Origin of the sequence: Campylobacter cuniculorum DSM 23162 = LMG 24588 (assembly GCF_002104335.1) — a bacterium.
GTDB lineage: Bacteria > Campylobacterota > Campylobacteria > Campylobacterales > Campylobacteraceae > Campylobacter_D > Campylobacter_D cuniculorum.
Map to the genome: position 1 here is coordinate 1 of NZ_CP020867.1, position 20,589 is coordinate 20,589.

The 20,589-nt window shown below is 32.9% G+C and carries 31 protein-coding genes; 30 read left to right on the forward strand and 1 reads right to left on the reverse strand.

Features of this window, described 5'->3' with window-relative positions; genetic code table 11:
• The 5 genes from dnaA to CCUN_RS00025 all read left to right on the forward strand — a co-directional run bounded on the left by dnaA (nt 1) and on the right by CCUN_RS00025 (nt 6,318).
• Nucleotides 1-1,332, forward strand: a complete 1,332-nt coding sequence (dnaA, locus tag CCUN_RS00005; RefSeq protein ID WP_027304904.1) for a chromosomal replication initiator protein DnaA — start codon at nt 1-3, stop codon at nt 1,330-1,332.
• 138 nt (nt 1,333-1,470) lie between these two features.
• Nucleotides 1,471-2,538, forward strand: coding sequence for a DNA polymerase III subunit beta (gene dnaN, locus CCUN_RS00010; protein ID WP_027304905.1), 1,068 nt, complete (start codon nt 1,471-1,473; stop codon nt 2,536-2,538).
• Between the two features lie 9 nt (nt 2,539-2,547).
• A complete protein-coding gene (gene gyrB, locus CCUN_RS00015; RefSeq protein WP_027304906.1) occupies nt 2,548-4,857 on the forward strand; it encodes a DNA topoisomerase (ATP-hydrolyzing) subunit B in 2,310 nt (769 codons plus the stop codon).
• Nucleotides 4,857-5,783 (forward strand): hypothetical protein, encoded by a 927-nt coding sequence (locus CCUN_RS00020; RefSeq protein ID WP_027304907.1) that lies wholly within the window; start codon nt 4,857-4,859, stop codon nt 5,781-5,783. Before gyrB ends, CCUN_RS00020 begins: the two co-directional genes overlap by 1 nt.
• Entirely contained in the window at nt 5,776-6,318 is a 543-nt protein-coding gene (locus tag CCUN_RS00025) for a hypothetical protein (protein ID WP_035175578.1), read from the forward strand. The genes CCUN_RS00020 and CCUN_RS00025 overlap by 8 nt, the downstream gene beginning before the upstream one ends.
• Nucleotides 6,319-6,609: 291 nt before the next feature.
• Here CCUN_RS00025 and CCUN_RS00035 read toward each other — a convergent pair whose 3' ends face one another.
• Nucleotides 6,610-8,430: a sulfatase-like hydrolase/transferase gene (locus CCUN_RS00035; RefSeq protein ID WP_027304910.1), complete on the reverse strand. Its 1,821-nt coding sequence runs from the start codon at nt 8,428-8,430 to the stop codon at nt 6,610-6,612.
• Between the two features lie 194 nt (nt 8,431-8,624).
• On the opposite strand from CCUN_RS00035, the gene queF reads away from it, so the two are divergent.
• From queF to secY, 25 genes are all read left to right on the forward strand, one after another.
• Entirely contained in the window at nt 8,625-9,011 is a 387-nt protein-coding gene (queF, locus tag CCUN_RS00040; protein ID WP_027304911.1) for a preQ(1) synthase, read from the forward strand.
• A 30-nt stretch (nt 9,012-9,041) separates the two neighbouring features.
• Complete coding sequence (locus tag CCUN_RS10125; RefSeq protein ID WP_164502899.1) at nt 9,042-9,194, forward strand: hypothetical protein; 153 nt, start codon at nt 9,042-9,044, stop codon at nt 9,192-9,194.
• Between the two features lie 79 nt (nt 9,195-9,273).
• A complete protein-coding gene (locus CCUN_RS00045; RefSeq protein ID WP_269474146.1) occupies nt 9,274-9,708 on the forward strand; it encodes a restriction endonuclease in 435 nt (144 codons plus the stop codon).
• The gene (locus CCUN_RS00050; protein ID WP_027304912.1) at nt 9,705-10,712 is read left to right on the forward strand and encodes a DNA adenine methylase; all 1,008 of its coding nucleotides are present in this window, start codon (nt 9,705-9,707) and stop codon (nt 10,710-10,712) included. The genes CCUN_RS00045 and CCUN_RS00050 overlap by 4 nt, the downstream gene beginning before the upstream one ends.
• Nucleotides 10,713-10,873: 161 nt before the next feature.
• Entirely contained in the window at nt 10,874-11,185 is a 312-nt protein-coding gene (gene rpsJ / locus CCUN_RS00055) for a 30S ribosomal protein S10 (RefSeq protein WP_027304913.1), read from the forward strand.
• Nucleotides 11,186-11,194: 9 nt separating this feature from the next.
• Nucleotides 11,195-11,770: a 50S ribosomal protein L3 gene (gene rplC, locus CCUN_RS00060; protein ID WP_027304914.1), complete on the forward strand. Its 576-nt coding sequence runs from the start codon at nt 11,195-11,197 to the stop codon at nt 11,768-11,770.
• On the forward strand, nt 11,767-12,381 hold the full coding sequence (gene rplD / locus CCUN_RS00065; RefSeq protein ID WP_027304915.1) for a 50S ribosomal protein L4: 615 nt from the start codon (nt 11,767-11,769) through the stop codon (nt 12,379-12,381). Before rplC ends, rplD begins: the two co-directional genes overlap by 4 nt.
• A 2-nt stretch (nt 12,382-12,383) precedes the next feature.
• Nucleotides 12,384-12,665 carry a 50S ribosomal protein L23 gene (locus tag CCUN_RS00070; RefSeq protein WP_027304916.1) on the forward strand — a complete coding sequence of 94 codons (282 nt, stop codon included), beginning with the start codon at nt 12,384-12,386 and terminating at the stop codon, nt 12,663-12,665.
• A 1-nt stretch (nt 12,666) separates the two neighbouring features.
• On the forward strand, nt 12,667-13,497 hold the full coding sequence (rplB, locus tag CCUN_RS00075) for a 50S ribosomal protein L2 (RefSeq protein ID WP_027304917.1): 831 nt from the start codon (nt 12,667-12,669) through the stop codon (nt 13,495-13,497).
• 1 nt (nt 13,498) lies between these two features.
• The gene (gene rpsS / locus CCUN_RS00080; protein ID WP_027304918.1) at nt 13,499-13,780 is read left to right on the forward strand and encodes a 30S ribosomal protein S19; all 282 of its coding nucleotides are present in this window, start codon (nt 13,499-13,501) and stop codon (nt 13,778-13,780) included.
• An 11-nt stretch (nt 13,781-13,791) separates the two neighbouring features.
• Complete coding sequence (gene rplV, locus CCUN_RS00085) at nt 13,792-14,178, forward strand: 50S ribosomal protein L22 (RefSeq protein ID WP_027304919.1); 387 nt, start codon at nt 13,792-13,794, stop codon at nt 14,176-14,178.
• Complete coding sequence (gene rpsC / locus CCUN_RS00090) at nt 14,178-14,876, forward strand: 30S ribosomal protein S3 (RefSeq protein WP_027304920.1); 699 nt, start codon at nt 14,178-14,180, stop codon at nt 14,874-14,876. The genes rplV and rpsC overlap by 1 nt, the downstream gene beginning before the upstream one ends.
• A gap of 2 nt (nt 14,877-14,878) precedes the next feature.
• A complete protein-coding gene (gene rplP, locus CCUN_RS00095; RefSeq protein ID WP_027304921.1) occupies nt 14,879-15,304 on the forward strand; it encodes a 50S ribosomal protein L16 in 426 nt (141 codons plus the stop codon).
• A complete protein-coding gene (rpmC, locus tag CCUN_RS00100) occupies nt 15,291-15,476 on the forward strand; it encodes a 50S ribosomal protein L29 (RefSeq protein ID WP_027304922.1) in 186 nt (61 codons plus the stop codon). The genes rplP and rpmC overlap by 14 nt, the downstream gene beginning before the upstream one ends.
• Before the next feature lie 9 nt (nt 15,477-15,485).
• On the forward strand, nt 15,486-15,737 hold the full coding sequence (gene rpsQ, locus CCUN_RS00105; protein WP_027304923.1) for a 30S ribosomal protein S17: 252 nt from the start codon (nt 15,486-15,488) through the stop codon (nt 15,735-15,737).
• On the forward strand, nt 15,737-16,105 hold the full coding sequence (gene rplN, locus CCUN_RS00110; protein WP_027304924.1) for a 50S ribosomal protein L14: 369 nt from the start codon (nt 15,737-15,739) through the stop codon (nt 16,103-16,105). The genes rpsQ and rplN overlap by 1 nt, the downstream gene beginning before the upstream one ends.
• Nucleotides 16,105-16,338 (forward strand): 50S ribosomal protein L24, encoded by a 234-nt coding sequence (gene rplX, locus CCUN_RS00115; RefSeq protein WP_027304925.1) that lies wholly within the window; start codon nt 16,105-16,107, stop codon nt 16,336-16,338. The genes rplN and rplX overlap by 1 nt, the downstream gene beginning before the upstream one ends.
• 5 nt (nt 16,339-16,343) lie before the next feature.
• Nucleotides 16,344-16,898, forward strand: a complete 555-nt coding sequence (rplE, locus tag CCUN_RS00120) for a 50S ribosomal protein L5 (protein ID WP_027304926.1) — start codon at nt 16,344-16,346, stop codon at nt 16,896-16,898.
• Nucleotides 16,891-17,076, forward strand: a complete 186-nt coding sequence (locus tag CCUN_RS00125) for a type Z 30S ribosomal protein S14 (protein ID WP_027304927.1) — start codon at nt 16,891-16,893, stop codon at nt 17,074-17,076. The genes rplE and CCUN_RS00125 overlap by 8 nt, the downstream gene beginning before the upstream one ends.
• 9 nt (nt 17,077-17,085) lie before the next feature.
• Nucleotides 17,086-17,481, forward strand: coding sequence for a 30S ribosomal protein S8 (gene rpsH, locus CCUN_RS00130; protein ID WP_027304928.1), 396 nt, complete (start codon nt 17,086-17,088; stop codon nt 17,479-17,481).
• A gap of 81 nt (nt 17,482-17,562) precedes the next feature.
• Nucleotides 17,563-18,099 (forward strand): 50S ribosomal protein L6, encoded by a 537-nt coding sequence (rplF, locus tag CCUN_RS00135; RefSeq protein WP_027304929.1) that lies wholly within the window; start codon nt 17,563-17,565, stop codon nt 18,097-18,099.
• A 9-nt stretch (nt 18,100-18,108) separates the two neighbouring features.
• A complete protein-coding gene (gene rplR, locus CCUN_RS00140) occupies nt 18,109-18,465 on the forward strand; it encodes a 50S ribosomal protein L18 (RefSeq protein ID WP_027304930.1) in 357 nt (118 codons plus the stop codon).
• A 9-nt stretch (nt 18,466-18,474) separates the two neighbouring features.
• Nucleotides 18,475-18,918: a 30S ribosomal protein S5 gene (gene rpsE, locus CCUN_RS00145; protein ID WP_027304931.1), complete on the forward strand. Its 444-nt coding sequence runs from the start codon at nt 18,475-18,477 to the stop codon at nt 18,916-18,918.
• Nucleotides 18,919-18,921: 3 nt separating this feature from the next.
• Nucleotides 18,922-19,314, forward strand: a complete 393-nt coding sequence (gene rplO / locus CCUN_RS00150) for a 50S ribosomal protein L15 (protein WP_027304932.1) — start codon at nt 18,922-18,924, stop codon at nt 19,312-19,314.
• Entirely contained in the window at nt 19,314-20,579 is a 1,266-nt protein-coding gene (gene secY / locus CCUN_RS00155; RefSeq protein WP_027304933.1) for a preprotein translocase subunit SecY, read from the forward strand. The genes rplO and secY overlap by 1 nt, the downstream gene beginning before the upstream one ends.
• Nucleotides 20,580-20,589 lie beyond the last annotated feature (10 nt).

A 20,589-nucleotide genomic window follows, 5' to 3' on the forward strand; every position in this document is an offset into this window, starting at 1 on the left:
ATGGACGCAAGCGAAATATTAGACTCCTTTAAAAATGAACTTTCAGAAAGTGAGTATGAAAACTATATCTCTCATCTTAAATTCAATGAAAAATTAAGCAAGGCGGATTTTTTAACTTTCAACGCTCCTAATGAATTTTTAGCTAAATTCATACAAACCAAATATGGTGAAAAAATCGCTTATTTTTATGAAGTACAAAGTGGAAATAAAGCTAAAGTTATCATACAAACTCAAAATCAAAAAACCCCCTCTAAAAGCAATAAAATCAACAAAATCGATATTGCAAATATCAAGATGCAAAGCACAATCTTAAATCCATCTTTCACTTTTGAAAGCTTTGTTGAAGGCTCTTCAAATCGTTATGCTTACGCAACTTGCAAGGCTATAAGCGACAAAGATAACTTAGGAAAACTTTATAATCCGGTTTTTATCTATGGACCCACAGGGCTTGGTAAAACACATTTGCTTCAAGCTGTAGGAAATATTTGCTTAGAAATGGGTAAAAAAGTCATTTATGCCACCAGCGAAAATTTCATTAATGATTTTACTTCAAATTTAAAAAATGGTAGTTTGGAAAAATTTCAAGAAAAATATAGAAGTTGCGATGCTTTATTGATTGATGATGTGCAGTTTTTAGGCAAAACAGATAAAATTCAAGAAGAATTTTTCTTTATTTTTAATGAAGTGAAGAATAAATCCGGACAAATCATAATGACAAGTGATAACCCGCCTAATATGCTCAAAGGCATCACAGAACGACTTAAAAGTCGGTTTGCTAATGGTATTATCGCTGATATTACTCCTCCCGAACTTGATACAAAAATCGCTATCATTCGTAAAAAATGCGATTTTAATGAGGTGCATTTAAATACAGAAGTGATTAATTATATAGCCATTTCTATGGGAGATAATATAAGAGAAATTGAAGGAATGATTACAAATTTAAATGCTTATTCAAGGCTTATCAATCAAGAAATAACCCTCGATATTGCTAAATCTTTAATGAAAGACCATATTAAAGATAAAAAAGAAAATATAAGCATTGGCGATATTTTGACTGCAGTGAGTAAAGAATTTAACATTAAAAGTAGCGATATAAAATCTAATAAAAAAACACAAAATGTCGTAACAGCAAGACGCATTGTTATTTTTCTTGCAAAAGAGCTCACAACTATGTCTATGCCACAACTTGCAATGTTTTTCGATATGAAAGATCATAGTGCAATTTCACATAGTTTTAAAAAAATCAATGAATTGATTTTAGAAAATTTAGAACTTAAAAACAAAATTGAGGAGTTAAAGAACAAAATTTTAACCAAAAGCCAAAGTTAAATGTGAAAAGATGTGAAAAATTTAGAAATTTAAAAAACCATAAAACTATGGTAAAATAAATTTTTGAAACACTTTTTCACATTTTCAACAAACTTATTATTATAATAAAATTTAAAAAATTTAAATAAGGAGAAAAAAATGAAACTTGTCATCAACAAAAATACTTTAGAATCTGCCATACTTTTATGCAATGCTTATGTCGAAAAAAAGGACGCAAGCACAATCACTTCACATTTATACTTTCATGCTGATGAAGACAAACTTACAATCAAAGCAAGTGATTATGAAATAGGAATCAATTATAAAATCAAAAAAATCCGTGTGGAAACTTCGGGTTTTGCAACAGCTAATGCAAAAAATATTGTTGATGTAATTAAAAATCTAAACAATGAAGAAGTAACTTTAGAGACCATTGATAATTTTTTGTTTATTCGTCAAAAAAGCACCAAATATAAATTTCCTATGTTTAATCACGAAGATTTTCCAGAATTTCCAAATACAGAAAATAAAAATAAATTTGATGTTGATTCAAATGATTTAAATCGTTGTCTTAAAAAAATTCTCCCAACTGTGGATACAAATAATCCAAGATATTCACTAAATGGAGCATTTTTAGACATTAAAACAGATAGAATTAATTTCGTAGGAACAGACACAAAAAGATTAGGAATTTCTACCTTAAATAAAAATAACGACAAAGAATTTCATATCAGCATTCCAAAAAAAGCCATCATAGAAATGCAAAAACTTTTTTATGAAAAGATTGAAATTTTTTATGATGAAAACATTTTAATTGCTAAAAACGAAAATTTTGAATTCTTTACCAAACTCATCAATGACAAATTCCCAGATTATGAAAAAGTCATTCCTAAGCAATTTAAACAAGAATTCACTTTCAAAACAGAAGACTTCATAGATTCTTTAAAAAAAATCAATGTCTTAACCGAAAAAATGAAACTTTATTTCAATAAAAATAAAATCATCTTTGAGGGCATTAGTCTTGATAATATGGAAGCTAAAACAGAGCTTGAGTTAGAATTAGACATTAAAGAAGAATTTGCTTTAATCATTAAAATTAAATACTTATTAGACTTTTTAAGCTCTATAGAAGAAGAGGAATTTAAGATTAAAATCAATGAACCAAATCTTGCTTTTATGGTAAGTTCTTTAGGGCTTGAAGTCATTATTATGCCTATGGTTTTATAAGGAAAATGAATGGAAAATTACGGCGAAGGTAACATTAAAGTTTTAAAAGGTTTAGAGGCGGTTAGGAAACGTCCGGGCATGTATATAGGAGATACAAATATCAATGGACTTCATCATATGATTTATGAAGTTGTGGATAATTCTATCGATGAAGCTATGGTTGGATATTGTGATGAAATTGAGATTGAAATTACAAATGAAGGAAGCTGTATTGTTAGAGATAACGGACGCGGAATTCCCGTTGGACTTCATCCTACAGAAAAAATTCCTACTTTAACTGTGGTTTTAACCGTTCTTCATGCGGGTGGAAAATTTGATAAAGACACTTATAAGGTTTCAGGAGGATTGCACGGAGTGGGTGTTTCAGTTGTGAATGCACTTTCAAAAAAACTCGTCGCTACCGTGCAAAGAGAGGGTGGAATTTATCGCCAAGAATTTGCACAAGGTAAAGCAACGAGTGAGCTTGAAAAAATCGCTTCAAGCAAGAAAAGTGGAACAACGATAGAATTTTTTCCCGATGAGAGCATTTTTGAAATTACAGAATTTGATTATGAAATTCTAGCAAAGAGATTTAAAGAACTTGCTTATCTTAATCCAAAAATCACTATAAAATTTAAAGACAGACGCATAGAAAAAGAAGAAATTTTTCATTTTGAGGGCGGAATTTCTCAATTTGTCAGTGATTTAAACAAAAAAGAAGCCTTAACCAAAGCTATATCTTTTAATGTAAATGAAGAAGATGTTAATGTTGAAGTGGCTTTGCTTTATAATGATAGTTATACTGAAAATTTACTTTCTTTTGTCAATAATATCAAAACTCCCGATGGAGGCACACACGAATCAGGCTTTAGAATGGGACTTACACGAGTCATAAGCAATTATATCGAAGCAAATGCAAGTGCAAGGGAAAAGGATTCTAAAATCACAGGAGATGATGTCAAAGAAGGGCTTATAGCTGTTGTGAGTGTAAAAGTGCCAGAACCGCAATTTGAAGGGCAAACCAAAGGAAAATTAGGTTCAAGTTATGTGCGTCCTATTGTTTCAAAGGCAAGTTTTGATTATTTAAGCAAATATTTTGAAGAAAATCCTATCGAAGCAAAAGCGATTATGAATAAAGCTTTAATGGCAGCTAGAGGCAGAGAAGCTGCGAAAAAAGCAAGGGAACTCACACGAAAAAAAGAGGGTTTGAGTGTGGGAACTTTGCCGGGAAAATTAGCGGATTGTCAAAGTAAAGACCCGATTGAGAGTGAAATTTATCTTGTCGAGGGAGATAGTGCAGGAGGTTCCGCAAAACAAGGACGCGAAAGGGCTTATCAAGCGATTTTACCTTTGAGAGGTAAAATTTTAAATGTAGAAAAAGCAAGACTTGATAAAATCCTAAAATCAGAAGAAATTAAAAATATGATTACAGCTTTTGGCTGTGGCATAGGAGATGAATTTGATATTTCAAAGTTAAGGTATCATAAAATCATCATTATGACAGATGCAGATGTTGATGGCTCACACATACAAACTCTACTTTTAACTTTCTTTTTTCGTTTTATGAATGAACTTGTGGTAAATGGACACATTTACCTTGCACAGCCACCGCTTTATCGCTATAAAAAGGGACAAAAAAAAGAAATTTATCTCAAAGATGAAAAAGCTTTAAATGATTTTTTGATTGAAACAGGCATTGAAAGTTCAAATTATGAGGGCATAGGGCTTAATGATTTAAAAGACTTTCTAAAACTTGTAGCAGCTTATCGTAGAATTTTAAAAGAGCTTGAAAAAAGATTTAGTATGATTGAGCTCATTCGGTATTTGATTGAAAATCAAGAATTAAGAAAAAATTCTCATTCCGAGCTCTTTACAATACTAAAAAAATTCCTTGAAAACAAAGGGTATAATATACTCAACCATTCAATCGATGAGGATAAAATTCAAATTTTTGTCCAAACTCCAAATGGTTTAGAGGAACTCATCATCAATGAGGAATTATTCACGCATCCACTCTATGAAGAAGCCCTTTTCATTTCTGAAAAAATCAAAGAAAGAGATTTAAATTTTCAAAGAGATATTTTTGAAATTTTAGATGAAGTCGAAAAGAATTCTAAAAAAGGAGCTTATATCCAAAGGTATAAAGGTTTGGGTGAAATGAATCCTGAACAACTTTGGGAAACAACTATGGATCCAAGCATAAGAAGACTTCTTAAAATCAATGTAGAAAACGCACAAAGTGCAAGTGATACTTTCAATCTCTTTATGGGTGATGAGGTTGAGCCAAGAAGAGATTATATCCAAGCCCATGCAAAAGATGTAAAACACTTAGATATTTAATGCACACGTTAAAATATGTTAATGGTGGTTCTATGCGTAAAAATCAAGGCAATGTCTTTGATGAATATTTCACAAAGCCTGAAATTTCAAAAATTCTTTTTGAAAAGACCAAAGAGATTATTTCTCAATATGAAAATTTAGAAAAATTCACTTGGCTTGAACCAAGTGTCGGCGATGGTTGTTTCTATAAACTCTTACCAGAAAAAAGAATAGGAATTGACATTCATAAAACCGCTTTTGATACCTTAGAGCTGAATTATTTGGAATTTAAATTACCCAAAAAACCGCTCATTGTCATAGGCAATCCCCCTTTTGGTCATCGTGGTGTTTTAGCTTTAGAATTTATCAATCATTCTCAAAACGCTGATTTTGTCGCTTTCATTTTACCTATGTTTTTCCAAAGTTTAGGCAAAGGCTCAATCCGCTATCGCGTGAGAGACTTTCATCTGCTCTATGAAGAGACCCTGCCTCACAATGCGTTTTATCTTAGCAATGGTAAAGACAAAGATGTGAAAACCTGCTTTCAAATTTGGAGCAAAAATTATAAAAATCCAAAAAATGAATTCAGCTGGTACAGACAAAAAGAAAAGCAAGAACCTTTTGCAAAGATTCTCAAGGTCGTTACCGTGTCTCTTGCAAAAAATCGCGAATGTGGCAAGGAGTGGATTTTTCACAAAAAACCTAATTTTTATCTCTCTTCTACCTTTTTTAAAGAAAATTCTGTGGTAAAAGATTTTTCAGAAGTTAAATATAAAAGTGGTGTGGCGATTATTTATGCACAAAACGCTCCAAAACAAAGGCTTAATAGAATCTTTTTAAAAGCCGATTGGAACAAATACAGCTCCTTAGCAACAAATGGTTGCAGACACATAGGCAAATCGCATATTTTTCAACTCCTTGCGGATTCTGGATTTGTAGATGATTAAAGAGCTTTTATTAAAAATTATTGAAGAAAAGCATAAAGAGTTACAAGCTTTTAAACAAAGTGGAATCTTTGATAAAATTAAGGATTTTGAAGGTAATGCTATAGGGCAAATTGGTGAAAAATTCATTAAGGAGCTTTTCAAAAAAATCAGTATTCCTATTGATAATAACAAAGAAATCATACATGATGAATTTGATTTGCTTTCTAATGATAAAAAAATAGAAATTAAAACTGCAAGAAAAGGACTTAAAAACGATACCTTTCAATTTAATGGAATCAAGGCAAAATACAATTATGATTATATTATCTTACTCGGTATAACTTATGATGATATATATTATTATATTATTGATAAAAAACAATATTATAAGTATGATCATAAAAAGAGAAAAGAATTCATTAAAATTGGCGAAAAAGATAAACAATTAGTATCAATGAATCCGGGGAATACGGTCAATTATAAACTCACTCTAAAATTAGATGAATTAAAACCAAGCAAGGATTTAATTGAGGAATTAAGAATATTGTTTCTATAAACTCCTACCAGAAAAAACAATCTAAAAAACTCAAAACTTTACTAGAAAAGGTTTTAGAATTTTGACAAAATCTCTGAACTTTCTAAATAAGAACTTACATAGGATAAATTGAAAGCTTTAAACATTTCTAAGCATAAAAAATAACTAGCAATAGAGATTACAAAACATAGAAAAAGCTTAAAACTACAATGCAAAGAGGATTTCTGCAATATCTTAACCTTGTAAGCATTAAATTCTATCAAGGCAAAAAATTTAAATTCTTGCATTCATTGCTTGTTTTTTGACGCTCTATCATTTTCTATAATAGGAAAAATCTTTTAAAATTTCTAAAAGATAAGCATCTCTTGAGGTATTTTTGGAATCTTTATAGACTTTGTCTTTGAAATGAATCAAGCCCAAAGAATCAATGAGTATAATTCTTTCATTTTCTAAAATGGCATTTTGATTGTAAGAACCCGCAAGGAGGAATTTTCTGTCTTTCAAGTTGAAAAGATTCTGCCCTAAGGAATAATCTTTTATAGGATTTATCACGCCAAAAACCTCTTGCATTAAAGTCGCACTAATATCATAAGCACTAGATTTTGTGTAAATGTTTTGTGCAAGTATTTTAGGATATTTGATGATAAGAGGAATTTTAACTTGAAAGTCTTTAAAATTACTATTATGTCCCCAAAAATTATCCTTATCTTCATTGAATTCTTCGCCGTGATCCGAAGTGATAATTATAATAGTATTGTCTAACTCCTTATAAGTTTCTAATATATTTAAGATTTTTTGTATATTAAAATCAGCATATAAAACTGCATTTTGATAAAAATTAAAATAAGGAGTCGCGTCAGTATCTGCACTTAAATCAAGATAATTTGTGTTTTTAGAAGGCTTAAAGATTTCAAAATCTTTTGGAAAGCTCTTAGCATGGACATTATCCAAAAAAATAAATCCTAAGAATCCCCTGTCTTTATTGCGTTTATCCATAAATTTTTTAAAATCTTCAATGCTGTTTTCATCAGCTTCTATTGTATTAGCCCCCTTTGATTTTAAACGCAAATAAGGCACAGAAGCGAAAATAGTCCTATCAAATTCTGGTTTTGTCAAAGTCGCTGTTGCAAATATCGCTAAATCATAGTCATTTTCTTGTGCAGCTGTGATTAGAGCTGCAGGTTTTTGATTGCTTAATGCAAGTTGCCAATATATAGGAGCAATCCCATAAAACAAGCCAAAGATTCCACCACGAGTAGAGTTTGAACTTGAATAATGTTGATGAAAAACTAAAGCATTTTTAGAAAATTCATAAGTAAAGGGCATATTTTTAGCATTGAGCATATCATAACGCAAAGAATCAATAGCTAAGATTAAAATATTATATTTTGTTTGAGTATTTTTATCATATTTTAATTTGTTTTTTGGATAATCAAATCCTCCTTTATTAGTTAAATTTACATTGACTGCATTTTCATTGCTGATATAACCGATTTTTCTTAAAAAAGAATTCATTGTCAAAGGCTTGTAAAGTGGTAAATGGTTTTGTATGTCTAAAATTTGCACATCTGCTTTAGCAAAGGCAAAGGCGTGAATTAGATTTGCTACCAAATAAGAAGCAAGAATCAAGGGCGTAAAAATCACTAAAAATCTTTTAGAAAGTTTTTGAGTCAATAAAGAAGCTACGAAATAAGCTAAAATAGTGTATAAAACAATACCTAAAATCTTACAAGAAATTCCAAGCCAAGTTTCTAGATTAAAGCTTATCACATCAGTGTTAAAAAATAAATCAAGCATTGCATAAGAGAGATGAAAACGATAAAGTTTGAAAACATTTACATCAACGCTTAAGACGATAAGAAATAATGCGTCAATCAAACAAGCAAAAAATAAAATAAAAAGATTATATTTTTGGCTTAAAATCAAGCAAGGATATACAAAAATAAAATTTAAGGCAAACAAAAATAAAAAGATTAAGCTCAAATCAGCAAGTAAGAAGTATGCAAATGTGGTGAAATTCATTTCACTAGGAGCGTAAGATAGGGAAATCACCGCAGCCAAAATGAAGTTTAAAATACAAAAATAGAGCATAAAAATAAAGGGCTTCTTTATACAAATAAGATGTTTTATCATAGTTATCCTCACAAAAAGCTATGCAATTTCTTAAAAATAAAATTAGAATAATTATTGTATCCCCCCCCCTTAAGCTAAATTAAAATTTGTTGTTTTTAAGAATTTTTTTATTAATTACAAGTAAAATCACATTTAGGCTGTATTCAAGTCGAATTTTGTAAAATCACAAAAAAATGAATTTTTAAGGAAAAACAATGCATTATGGAGAGAAAGAAATCAAAAAATTTGATGCAAACAAAGATTTAGAACTTTGGAAAAATGAAGCAGAGAATGATTATATCATTAAAATCACCTTGCCAGAATTTTGTTGTCTTTGTCCAAGAAGTGGCTATCCGGATTTTGCGACAATTTATCTTGAATACATCCCTGATGAATTTGTGGTGGAGCTTAAAGCCGTGAAACTTTATATCAATTCTTTTATGCATAAATACATCAGCCACGAAGCAAGTGTTAATGAAATTTATCAGACCTTAAAAAATAAACTTAAGCCAAAATGGATTAAAGTTGTGGGAGATTTTAATCCACGTGGAAATGTCCATACTCTTATAGAATGCAGAAGTGATATGGTGATACCGCATTAGCTTTAAATTCTTTTTAAAGAAAGTTACAAAATGAAACAAAGTAAGACAAAACTCTTTTTAAAACTTGCAAAGCCTGATGAAAAGGGATTTTCAAGATGGGTGAGTGTGAGTGAATTCGTTGGTGCATATGAAAGTTTGAAGCTTGGAAATGGTGGGAGTTGGTGTCGCAAAGGGAGTTTTTAGCTCAAAAATATAATGTAGAGATTGATAGAGCAAAGGAAATTCCATAGACAGAATAAGACTTCAAGGATTCAAGGCTGAATTGTCTTTCAAGCAAAACATAAGAAAAGACATTAGAGATTTTTATAAGGATAAAAACTGTGTTATGCTTGGAATTTGTGGCAAAAGTGAAAATACAAAAATAGAAATTGACCACAAAGATGGCAGAAAAAACAATCAACGCATCAGTGATACAAAAACACAAAAACTTGAAGATTTTCAACCCTTATCTAAGGCAGCAAATGATGCAAAAAGACAAATTTGCAAACTCTGCAAGGAAACGAATAAAAGATGGAAAGCCCGAAATATTCAAGGCAATCCCTATGATTTTTATAGGGGCGATGAGGACTACACGGAGGAGCTTGGCTGTGTGGGTTGCTATCAATACGACCCTGTGGAGTATCGCAAAGAAAGTGTAAGAAGAATAGCCAAAGAGGCGATAGATTTTATCTTGCAAAAGATTTATGGAAACTCATGAATTACATCGGTTCTAAATTCAGACTTTTGCCCTTTTTGTATGAACATATAAGCAAAAGTTTAGAAAAGAGGCATTTGCGATTGCAAGATTGTGTGTTTGCTGACATTTTTGCAGGAACTTGTGCTGTGAGTAAATTTTTTAAAAACAAGGTCAAAAGGATTATCGCTAATGACAAGGAATTTTATAGCTTTGTTTTGGCAAAAAATTATATACAAAATTCCACTCCTTTAAAACAAAGCGAAGAATTGATTCATATCTTAAACAACGCAATTCCTTTAATCAAGGGCAAAATTTACACTCATTATGCTTTGGGCGGAGGAGAAAACAGACAATATTTTAGTGATAATAATGCTATAAAAATTGATTCCATACGCACACAAATTTCATTATGGAAAAAAGAAAATTTTATCAATGATGCGCAGTATTATTTTTTGCTCGCTTCTTTGCTAGAATCCGCCGATAAGGTCGCAAATACCGCTTCTGTGTATGGAGCTTTTTTAAAAAACCTTAAAAAGAGTGCTTGTAAGGATTTGGATCTAAAGGCTGCGTTTTTTGAGTTGAGTGCAAATTCTCATCAAGCATTCAATCAAAACGTTGAGGATTTGATTGACAATATCACCGCAGACATACTCTATCTTGACCCGCCCTACAACACAAGAGAATATGGAGCAAATTATCATCTTTTAAATTCCATTGCCCTCTATGATGATTTTATACCGCAGGGTAAAACAGGGCTTAGAATCTATGAAAAATCTGCTTGGTGCAAAAGAAATTTAGTAGAATCTGCTCTTGCAGAACTCATTGAAAAGGCTCAAGCAAAATTTGTGTTTTTAAGCTACAATGATGAGGGCTTATTGCATTTAGAGCAAATTGCACAAATTTTTAAAAAATATGGAAAATACAGCTTTAAAACCCAAATTCATAACCGCTTTAAAGCCGACTCTCAAAGGATTCAAAAACAGCAAAAAACCTTAGAATATCTTCATATTTTGGAGAAAAATTAAATTTTAAAAGAATGAAAAATATTATTTATATCCTTTTAAAAAGGACAAAAATATAAAAAATTATCAAATACTCTTGACTTTTTAATGCCGAATTGACTATACTCACATTTTTATTTTTGAGTTAGTTAAATCTAACGAGTTCTTTTAAAAAGGAAAAAAATATGGAAAGAATAAGGCTTAAGCTTAAGGCTTATGACCATCGAGTACTAGATAGAACAGTTGCAGCGATTGTAGAAGCTGTTAAAAGAACAGGTGCAGACATTAGAGGTCCAGTGCCAATGCCTACTAAAATCAAACGTTATACGGTTTTAAAATCTCCACATATAAACAAAGACTCTCGTGAGCAATTTGAGATTAGAGTCCATACGCGTATGCTTGATATTGTAGCGGCGACTCCGGATACGGTGGATTCTTTAACCAAGCTTGATTTAGCACCAGAAGTTAGCGTTGAAGTTAGGGCTATGGGTAAGTAAGGATAAGATATGGAATATATTGTAGAAAAAATCGGTATGAGCAGAACTATTACAAATCCAAGTATAGCCGTAACTTTATTAAGAGTTGTCAATGCAAAGGTCTGCGAGGTTGAGAATGGAAAAGCTTTAGTCGCGTATGCTCAAGGCAAAAAAAACAACAAATGCATAGCAGGACAGCAAAGAAAATACAAGCTTTCTGCAGAATTTAACCGCTTTGCTGTTTTAGAAGTTGCCAATACTGAAGCGGGAGATTTGGATGAAACTCCTCTAACTCAAGCAAAAATTTTAAAAGTCAGTTTCAATTCTAAAGGTAGAGGTTATAGTGGCGTCATTAAAAGGCATGGTTTTTCAGGAGGTCCAGCCTCTCACGGCTCAAGATTTCATAGACGTCATGGTTCTATAGGAAACAGAGAATGGCCAGGACGCGTTCAACCGGGTATGAAAATGGCAGGACATTACGGAAATGTCAAGATTAGCGTTAAAAATGAAATCGTATCTTATGATACAGAAAACAAAATTTTAGTGCTTAAGGGTGCAGTTCCCGGATATAATGGTGCTATGGGTAAAATAAGGATAGCAAAATGAGTAAAGCAATTGTTTTAAATGAAAAATTAGAAAAAACAGGAGACTTTGAGCTTCCTGCAAAATACGCAGAAGTTAATTCCCACAATCTTTACTTGTATGTTAAATCTTATCTTGCAAGCCTTAGAGCTAACACCGTACACACTAAGGGAAGAAGTGAGGTCAGTGGTGGAGGCAAAAAACCTTGGAGACAAAAAGGCAGAGGCGGTGCAAGAGCAGGTTCTACAAGAACAAATGTTTGGGTAGGCGGTGCTGTGGCTTTTGGTCCAAAAAACCAAAGAAATTATTTCCAAAAAATCAATAAAAAGCAAAAAAGACTCGCGTTAGAGAGAGCTTTAGAAGATAAAGCAAACAAAAATGCACTTTTTGTGGTTGATCTTTTAAGCATAGAAAGTGGCAAGACCAAAGACGCAAATGCAGTGATTAAAAAGCTTGGCTTTAAAGATGTTTTGATTGTTAAAGACCTTGTCGATGAAAAAACCTTTTTAGCGTGTAGAAATTTAGCAAATTGTTATGTGATTGATACAAGCGAAGTTAATGCTTATTTGGTTTCTGTATTTAATGCTGTGCTTATTGAAAAATCAGCATTAGATTCGATTACAAAAGAGGGGTAATTATGGCAGATATTACAGATATAAAAACTATACTCTATACTGAAAAAAGTTTAAATTTACAAGAAAAGGGCATAGTTGTGATTCAAACTTCGCCGAAAATGACTAAAACAAGCCTTAAAGCAATTTTAAAGGAGTATTTTGGCGTCACCCCAAAGAGTATAAATTCTTTAAAAATGGACGGAAAGGTTAAGCGATTTAGAGGTCGTTTAGGTCAAAGAGTTGATTATAAAAAATTCTATGTTAAATTGCCAGATGGCGTTAGCTTAGAAAATACGGAGGTTTAAAATGGCAATTAAAACTTACAAGCCCTACACTCCAAGTAGAAGATATATTACAGGTTTAAGTTCGCAAGACATTACAGCTAAACCAAGTGTGCGTTCCTTGCTTGTTAAACTTCCTTCTCATTCAGGTAGAAATAGCTATGGAAGAATTACAAGTCGTCATAAAGAAGCAGGTGCGAAAAAACTTTATAGGATTATTGACTTTAAACGTCGTAAATTTGGTATAGAAGGCAAGGTTGAGGCTATCGAGTATGATCCTTATAGAAATTGTAGAATCGCTCTTATCTCTTATAAAGATGGAGAAAAAAGATATATACTCCAACCTAAAGGTTTAAATGTTGGCGATTTTGTTTCATCGGCTGAAAGTGGTTTGGATATTAAGCCGGGTAATGCTATGAAACTTAAAAGCATTCCGGTAGGAACGATAGTGCATAATATCGAGTTAAAGCCGGGTAAAGGTGGACAAATGATTCGCAGTGCAGGTTCTTATGCACAACTTATGGGTAAGGAAGAAAAATATGTGATTTTAAGACTTGCAAGTGGTGAAATGAGACAAGTTTTAGCCGAGTGTATGGCAAGTATTGGCGAATTGGGTAATGAAGAATGGGCAAATATTACCATAGGAAAAGCGGGACGCAATCGTCATAGAGGAATTCGCCCTCAAACAAGAGGAAGTGCAATGAATCCTATTGATCACCCACACGGCGGTGGTGAAGGTAAGAAAAATTCAGGGCGTCATCCTGTAACTCCGTGGGGAAAACCAACCAAAGGTGCGAAAACGCGTCGCAAAAAAGCGAGTGATAAACTCATAATTTCAAGAAGAAAAGGAAAGTAAGATGGCTAGATCACTGAAAAAAGGTCCTTTTGTTGATGATCATGTAATGAAAAAAGTCATCGCTGCGAAAAAGGCTAATGATAATAAACCGATTAAAACTTGGTCAAGACGCAGTACTATCGTTCCGGATATGATAGGCTTAACTTTCAATGTGCATAATGGCAAAAGCTTTATTCCTGTGTATATTACCGAAAATCATATCGGTTATAAGCTTGGTGAATTTGCACCAACACGCACCTTTAAAGGGCATAAAGGCTCTGTGCAAAAAAAGATTGGTAAATAGGAGATTTTATAATGAGTAAGGCTTTGATTAAATTTATAAGACTATCTCCGACTAAGGCGAGATTGATTGCAAGAGAAATTCAAGGAATGAATGCTGAACTTGCAATGGCAAGTTTAAAATTTATGCCAAATAAAGGGGCAAAATATATTGCAAACGCAATTTCAAGTGCAGTTTCAAATGGAAGTTTTGAACCCAATGAAGTTATAGTTAAGAGTTGCCGTGTGGATGCAGGTTCTGTTTTAAAAAGATTCAGAGCACGTGCAAGAGGAAGTGCAAGTCGTATTAGAAAGCCTACTTCACATATCTTCGTAGAAGTAGAGAAGCTTGAAGAGAAAAAAGATGAGACAAAAAAATCTAATAAAAGCACTAAAACAGCGAAAGTGAAAAAGGAAAACTAATGGGACAAAAAGTCAATCCAATCGGTTTAAGACTAGGAATCAATAGAAATTGGGATTCAAGATGGTTTCCAACCAAAGCAAATTTGGTAGAAAATATCGGTGAAGATTATAAAATAAGAGCTTTTTTAAAAAGAAAACTTTATTATGCAGGAATCAGTCAAATTTTGATTGAAAGAACGGCTAAAAAATTGCGTGTAACCGTTATTGCGGCAAGACCGGGCATTATCATCGGTAAAAAAGGAAGTGATGTTGATATTTTAAGAAAGGATATACAGGATTTAATCCATAAAGATGTCAATATCAATATAAAAGAAGAGAGAAAAGCGGGAGCTTCAGCTCAACTTGCTGCTGAAAGTGTTGCAACTCAACTTGAAAAAAGAATTGCTTTTAGAAGAGCGATGAAAAAAATCATTCAAGGGGCTCAAAAAGCGGGAGCTAAAGGCATCAAGGTTTCAGTATCAGGTCGTTTGGGTGGTGCTGAAATGGCAAGAACAGAATGGTATCTTGAAGGACGCGTTCCACTCCATACTTTAAGAGCAAAGATTGATTATGGTTTTGCAGAAGCAAGAACAACTTATGGAAATATAGGCGTTAAGGTGTGGATTTTCAAAGGAGAAGTTTTGCAAAAAGGTGTGCAAACTGAAAAAAGCGAAGAAAATACTCCAGCGAAAAAACCAAGACGCAGAAGGAGTAAATAACAATGTTAATGCCAAAAAGAACTAAATATCGCAAAATGATGAAAGGACGCAATCGTGGCTATGCAAGCAGGGGAACAGAATTTACTTTTGGCGAATATGCTTTAAAGGCAACGGAGGCTGGAAGGATTAATTCGCGTCAAATTGAAGCTGCACGTATTGCTTTAACGCGTTTTGTTAAAAGACAAGGTAAAACTTGGATTAGAGTTTTTCCCGATAAACCTTTGACTAAAAAACCTTTAGAGACTCGTATGGGTAAAGGTAAGGGCGGAGTTGAAGAATGGGTGATGAATATCAAACCCGGACGCATTATTTATGAGATGGCAGGCGTGAGTGAAGATATGGCGAGACAAGCTTTAACCTTAGCGATGCATAAATTACCATTTAAAACCAAGTTTATTACAAGAGAGAGTCAAAATGAAATATACTGAAATCAAAGATAAAACAGCTAAAGAGCTTGGGGAAATGCTAAAAGAGAAAAAGTTGCTTTTATTCACTTTAAAACAAAAGCTAAAAACAATGCAGCTTACTAATGTCAAAGAACTTAGTCAAGTTAAAAAAGACATTGCCAGAATTAATACAGCGATTAATGCTTTACAATAAGGATATAAAATGGCATTTAAAAGAGAAATTCAAGGTATTGTTGTTAAGATTGCTGGAGATAAGACAGCAAATGTTTTGGTGGAAAGAAAAGTCGTTCATCCAAGATACAGAAAAATTGTCAAACGTTTTAAAAAATACCTCATTCACGATGAAAAAAACGAGCTTAAAGTTGGCGATGTGATTGTTGCAGTAGAATGCAGACCGCTTTCAAAAAGAAAAGCTTTTCGTTTAAAATCTGTATTAGTTGCAGGAGTTGAGTGATGATTCAAAGTTTTACAAGACTTGCAGTTGCAGATAATAGCGGTGCAAAAGAACTTATGTGTATTAAGGTTTTAGGAGGTAGCAAAAGGAGATATGCTACAGTTGGTGATGTGATTGTTGCATCTGTTAAAAAGGCTTTGCCAAATGGTAAAGTGAAAAAGGGTCAAGTTGTCAAAGCAGTTATTGTAAGGACTAAAAAAGAAATTCATAGAGAAAATGGTTCTTTAATACGTTTTGATGAAAATGCTGCTGTGATTCTTGATAATAAAAGAGAGCCTATCGGGACTCGTATTTTTGGACCTGTGGGTCGCGAAGTTAGATATGGTGGTTTTATGAAAATTGTTTCATTAGCACCGGAGGTTTTATAATGGCGGTAAAATTTAAGATTAAAAAAGGCGATAATGTTAAGGTTATTGCAGGAGATGATAAGGGTAAGATAGGTAAGGTTTTGGCTGTTTATCCCAAAAAATCTCAAGTGATAGTTGAGGGTTGTAAAATTGCTAAAAAAGCTATAAAGCCAAGTGATAAAAATCCTAATGGCGGTTTTATCAATAAAGAAATGCCTATAAACATTTCAAATGTAGCTAAAACAGGAGAGTAAGCATTATGATGAGATTAAAAGAAAAATACAATCAAAGCATAAAAGCTACTTTAAGCAAGGAATTTGATATTAAAAATCCTATGCTCATCCCTTCAATAGAAAAGATTGTGATTAGCGTTGGTGCAGGAGATTTAGCAAAGGATCAAAAAGTGTTGCAAAATATTGCAGATACTATATCTTTGATTGCAGGACAAAAGGCTGTCATCACTAAGGCTAAAAAATCTGTTGCAGGATTTAAAGTAAGAGAAGGTTTTCCTGTTGGGGTTATGGTCACTTTAAGAAATGATAATATGTTTGCTTTTCTTGATAAACTCATCTCTATAGCTTTACCACGTGTAAAAGATTTTAGAGGCTTAAGTCGCGATGGCTTTGATGGACGCGGAAATTATAATTTCGGACTTGATGAACAATTAATGTTTCCAGAAGTTGAATATGATAAAATTTTAAGGACTCACGGAATGAATATTAGCATTGTTACAACAGCACAAAATGATAAAGAGGCACAAAAATTATTAGAGCTTATGGGTGTGCCACTTGCAAAAGGAAGACAAAATGGCTAAAAAATCAATGATAGCAAAAGCAGCACGTAAGCCTAAATTTCAAGTTAGGGCTTATAGTAGATGCCAAATTTGTGGGCGTCCGCATTCTGTTTATAGGGATTTTGGAATTTGCAGAGTTTGCCTTAGAAAAATGGGAAATGAAGGCTTGATTCCGGGTCTTAAAAAAGCAAGTTGGTAAGGAAAAAAAATGATTAATGATATTATTTCAGATTCACTCACTCGCATCAGAAATGCAAGTATGAGAAAGCTTGAAACCACTAAACTCTTACATTCTAAGGTTGTTGAAGCTTTGGTTGGAATTTTTGCAGCTAAAGGCTATATAGAAAGCTTTAATGTCATTGAAGAGGATAAAAAGAAATTTATCAATGTGGTGTTAAAATACGACGCAAAGGGTAAAAGCATTATCAATGAGCTTAAAAGAATTTCTAAGCCGGGTCGCCGTGTTTATAAAGGCAAAGATGAAATTAAAAGATTTAAAAATGGTTATGGTACGATTGTAGTCAGCACAAGTCGCGGTGTTTTAGCAAATGATGAAGCATACAAAGCCGGAGTTGGTGGTGAAATTCTGTGTACCATTTGGTAGGGGGATTGAGTTTTTTATGGCATTGGGTATCCATTCTTTAAAAAAGTAGAAATATCCTAGACAAATAAAAAAGGAAAAAACATGTCGCGTATAGGTAAGCAACCTGTTGTTATTCCAGCAGGTGTTGAAGTAAAATTAGAAGGAAATTTGCTTAAATTTAAAAAAGGAAATTTAGCCAAAGAATTAGATATAAAAGCAAATGTAAATGTTGAGATAAAAGATAATCATATTATTTTTTCTCCAAAAGGTGAAGACAGACAAAGCAGAGCGTATTGGGGTACTTATAGGGCTTTAACTCAAAACATTGTTTTAGGAATCACAGAAGGTTTTAGCAAAACTCTTGAAATCAACGGAGTTGGATATAAAGCTACATTAAAAGGAAAAGTTTTAGAGCTTAGTTTAGGTTTTTCACACCCTATAAATTATGCTATTCCAGAAGGCATTGAAATTGCAGTGGATAAAAATAATGTGATTGTGAAGGGAAGCGATAAGCAAGTTGTCGGTCAGGTTGCTGCTCAAATTAGAGAATTTAGACCACCAGAGCCGTATAAAGGAAAAGGCGTGAAATATATTGATGAACGCATTATACGCAAAGCGGGCAAGACCTCTAAAAAATAAGGATACAAAATGAGAGCAAATGTATTAAAAAGAAAACTTAATTTAAGAATCAAAAGAAAAAAAAGAATTCGAGCTAAAATTTCAGGTTGTGACAAGTTTCCAAGAATTTCAGTGTTTAAATCTAATAAAACTTTATACATTCAAGCTATTGACGATGTTAAAGCCGTGACTCTTGCAGCCATTAATGGGCAAAAAATCGGAGTAAAAGCTAATAAAGAAGGGGCTAAAAAAATCGCTAGTGAATTTGCAGAACTTTTAAAAAGCAAAAAAATCAATCAAGCTGTTTTTGATAGAAATGGTTATATTTATCACGGCGTAATTGCAGCTTTGGCTGAATCTTTAAGAGAAAATGGCATTAAGCTATAAGGAGAATTGATGCAAAAATACAATAGAGAAGAATTTGAAGAGGTTATTGTCGATATAGGCAGAGTTACAAAGGTTGTTAAAGGAGGTAGAAGATTTAGATTTACCGCTTTAGTGGTTATAGGCAATCGTAAAGGTTTAGTTGGTGTGGGATACGGCAAGGCTAAAGAAGTTCCGGATGCGATTCGTAAGGCTGTCGATGATGCTTTTAAAAATATTATCGAAGTTAAAACTAAAGGTTCAACAATTGCTCACGATGTTGAGGTAAAATATAATGCAAGTCGTATTTTGCTTAAACCTGCAAGTGAGGGGACGGGAGTTATTGCAGGGGGTTCTACGCGTCCTATTATGGAGCTTGCAGGGATTAAAGACATTTTAACTAAATCTTTGGGTTCAAATAATTCTTCAAATGTAGTCAATGCGACAATTAAAGCCCTAAGCATGTTAAAAGGATAAAAGATGAATTTACAAAAAGCAGCAGGTTCAACACATAAAACCAAAAGAATAGGTCGCGGACAAGGAAGCGGTATGGGTAAAACCGCTACTAAAGGTGGAAAAGGACAAACCGCTCGAAAAGGTTATAATGAAAAAAGAGGCTTTGAAGGCGGACAGCAACCTCTTCAAAGAAGATTGCCAAAAGTGGGTTTTAGCTCGAGGAAAGAAAAACCTTATGCTATTAATGTTGAAAAGATTGCAGCCATTAAAGATTTGAAAGAATTGACATTTCAGAGTATTAAGGCTGTGCATAAAATTTCAAAATCTGTTAAAAAAATCAAACTCATTGGTAAGAGTGCAAAGGATTTAGCTTCAAAAATTAAAGATGAGAATATTAGCGTTACTGGAAGTAAATAATGAATAAAACACTGGTGAATAAAATTTTAATCACTCTAGCATTTTTATTTGCTTATAGAGTTTTAGCTTATGTGCCTGTTCCGGGCGTGAATGCTGATGTCATTGCAGAATTTTTTAATAACAATCAAAACAATGCTCTTGGGTTGTTTAATGTCTTTAGCGGTGGAGCAGCGGAGCGATTTTCTATTATTTCTTTAGGAATTATGCCCTATATTACAGCTTCGATTATTATGGAGCTTTTAGCCGCTACTTTTCCAAATATAGGAAAAATGAAAAAAGAAAGAGACAGCATACAAAAATATATGCAAATCATCCGTTATGCAACCATAATCATAACTTTAATTCAAAGCATAGGTGTAGCCATAGGTTTGCAAGGTTTGCATGGACGCGGTGGAGTTGGTGCAATTATGATTGAGGATTTAAACATTTTCATTGCTCTTTGTGCAATTTCTATGCTTGCAGGGACTATGCTTTTAATGTGGCTTGGAGAGCAAATCACTCAAAGAGGCGTGGGCAATGGAATTTCTTTAATCATTTTTGCAGGCATTGTTTCTAGCATACCTGCAGCCATTTCAAATACAGTTGGACAAATTAATTCTGGAGAGATGAATTTTTTAACCGCTTTTGCAATTTTGGTGTTGATTTTACTCACAATAGGCGTGATTATTTATGTTGAGCTTGGAGAAAGGAGAATTCCTATTTCTTACTCGAGAAAAGTCGTCATGCAAAATCAAAATAAACGCATTATGAATTATATACCCATTAAAGTCAATTTAAGCGGGGTCATTCCTCCTATTTTTGCAAGTGCGATTTTAATGTTTCCAACAACGATTTTACAAACAAGTACTAATCCCTATATTCAAACCATTAATGATTTTTTAAATCCAAACGGCTATGTGTTTCATATCTTAACCTTTTTATTTGTGATTTTCTTTGCGTATTTTTATGCGAGTATAGTTTTTAATGCTAAGGATATTTCTGAAAATCTTAAAAAGCAAGGGGGATTTATACCCGGAATTCGTCCGGGCGAGGGAACAGCACATTATCTTAATGAAATAGCTTCAAGGCTTACTCTATCGGGCTCTATTTATCTTGGCTTGGTTGCAACCTTGCCTTGGATTTTAGTGAAATTTATGGGTGTGCCTTTTTATTTTGGAGGTACTTCTGTGCTTATTGTTGTGCAAGTTGCCTTGGATACAATGAGAAAAATTGAAGCTCAAATTTATATGAATAAATACCAAACTTTAAGTGCAGTAGGGCTTTAAAAAGCCCTTG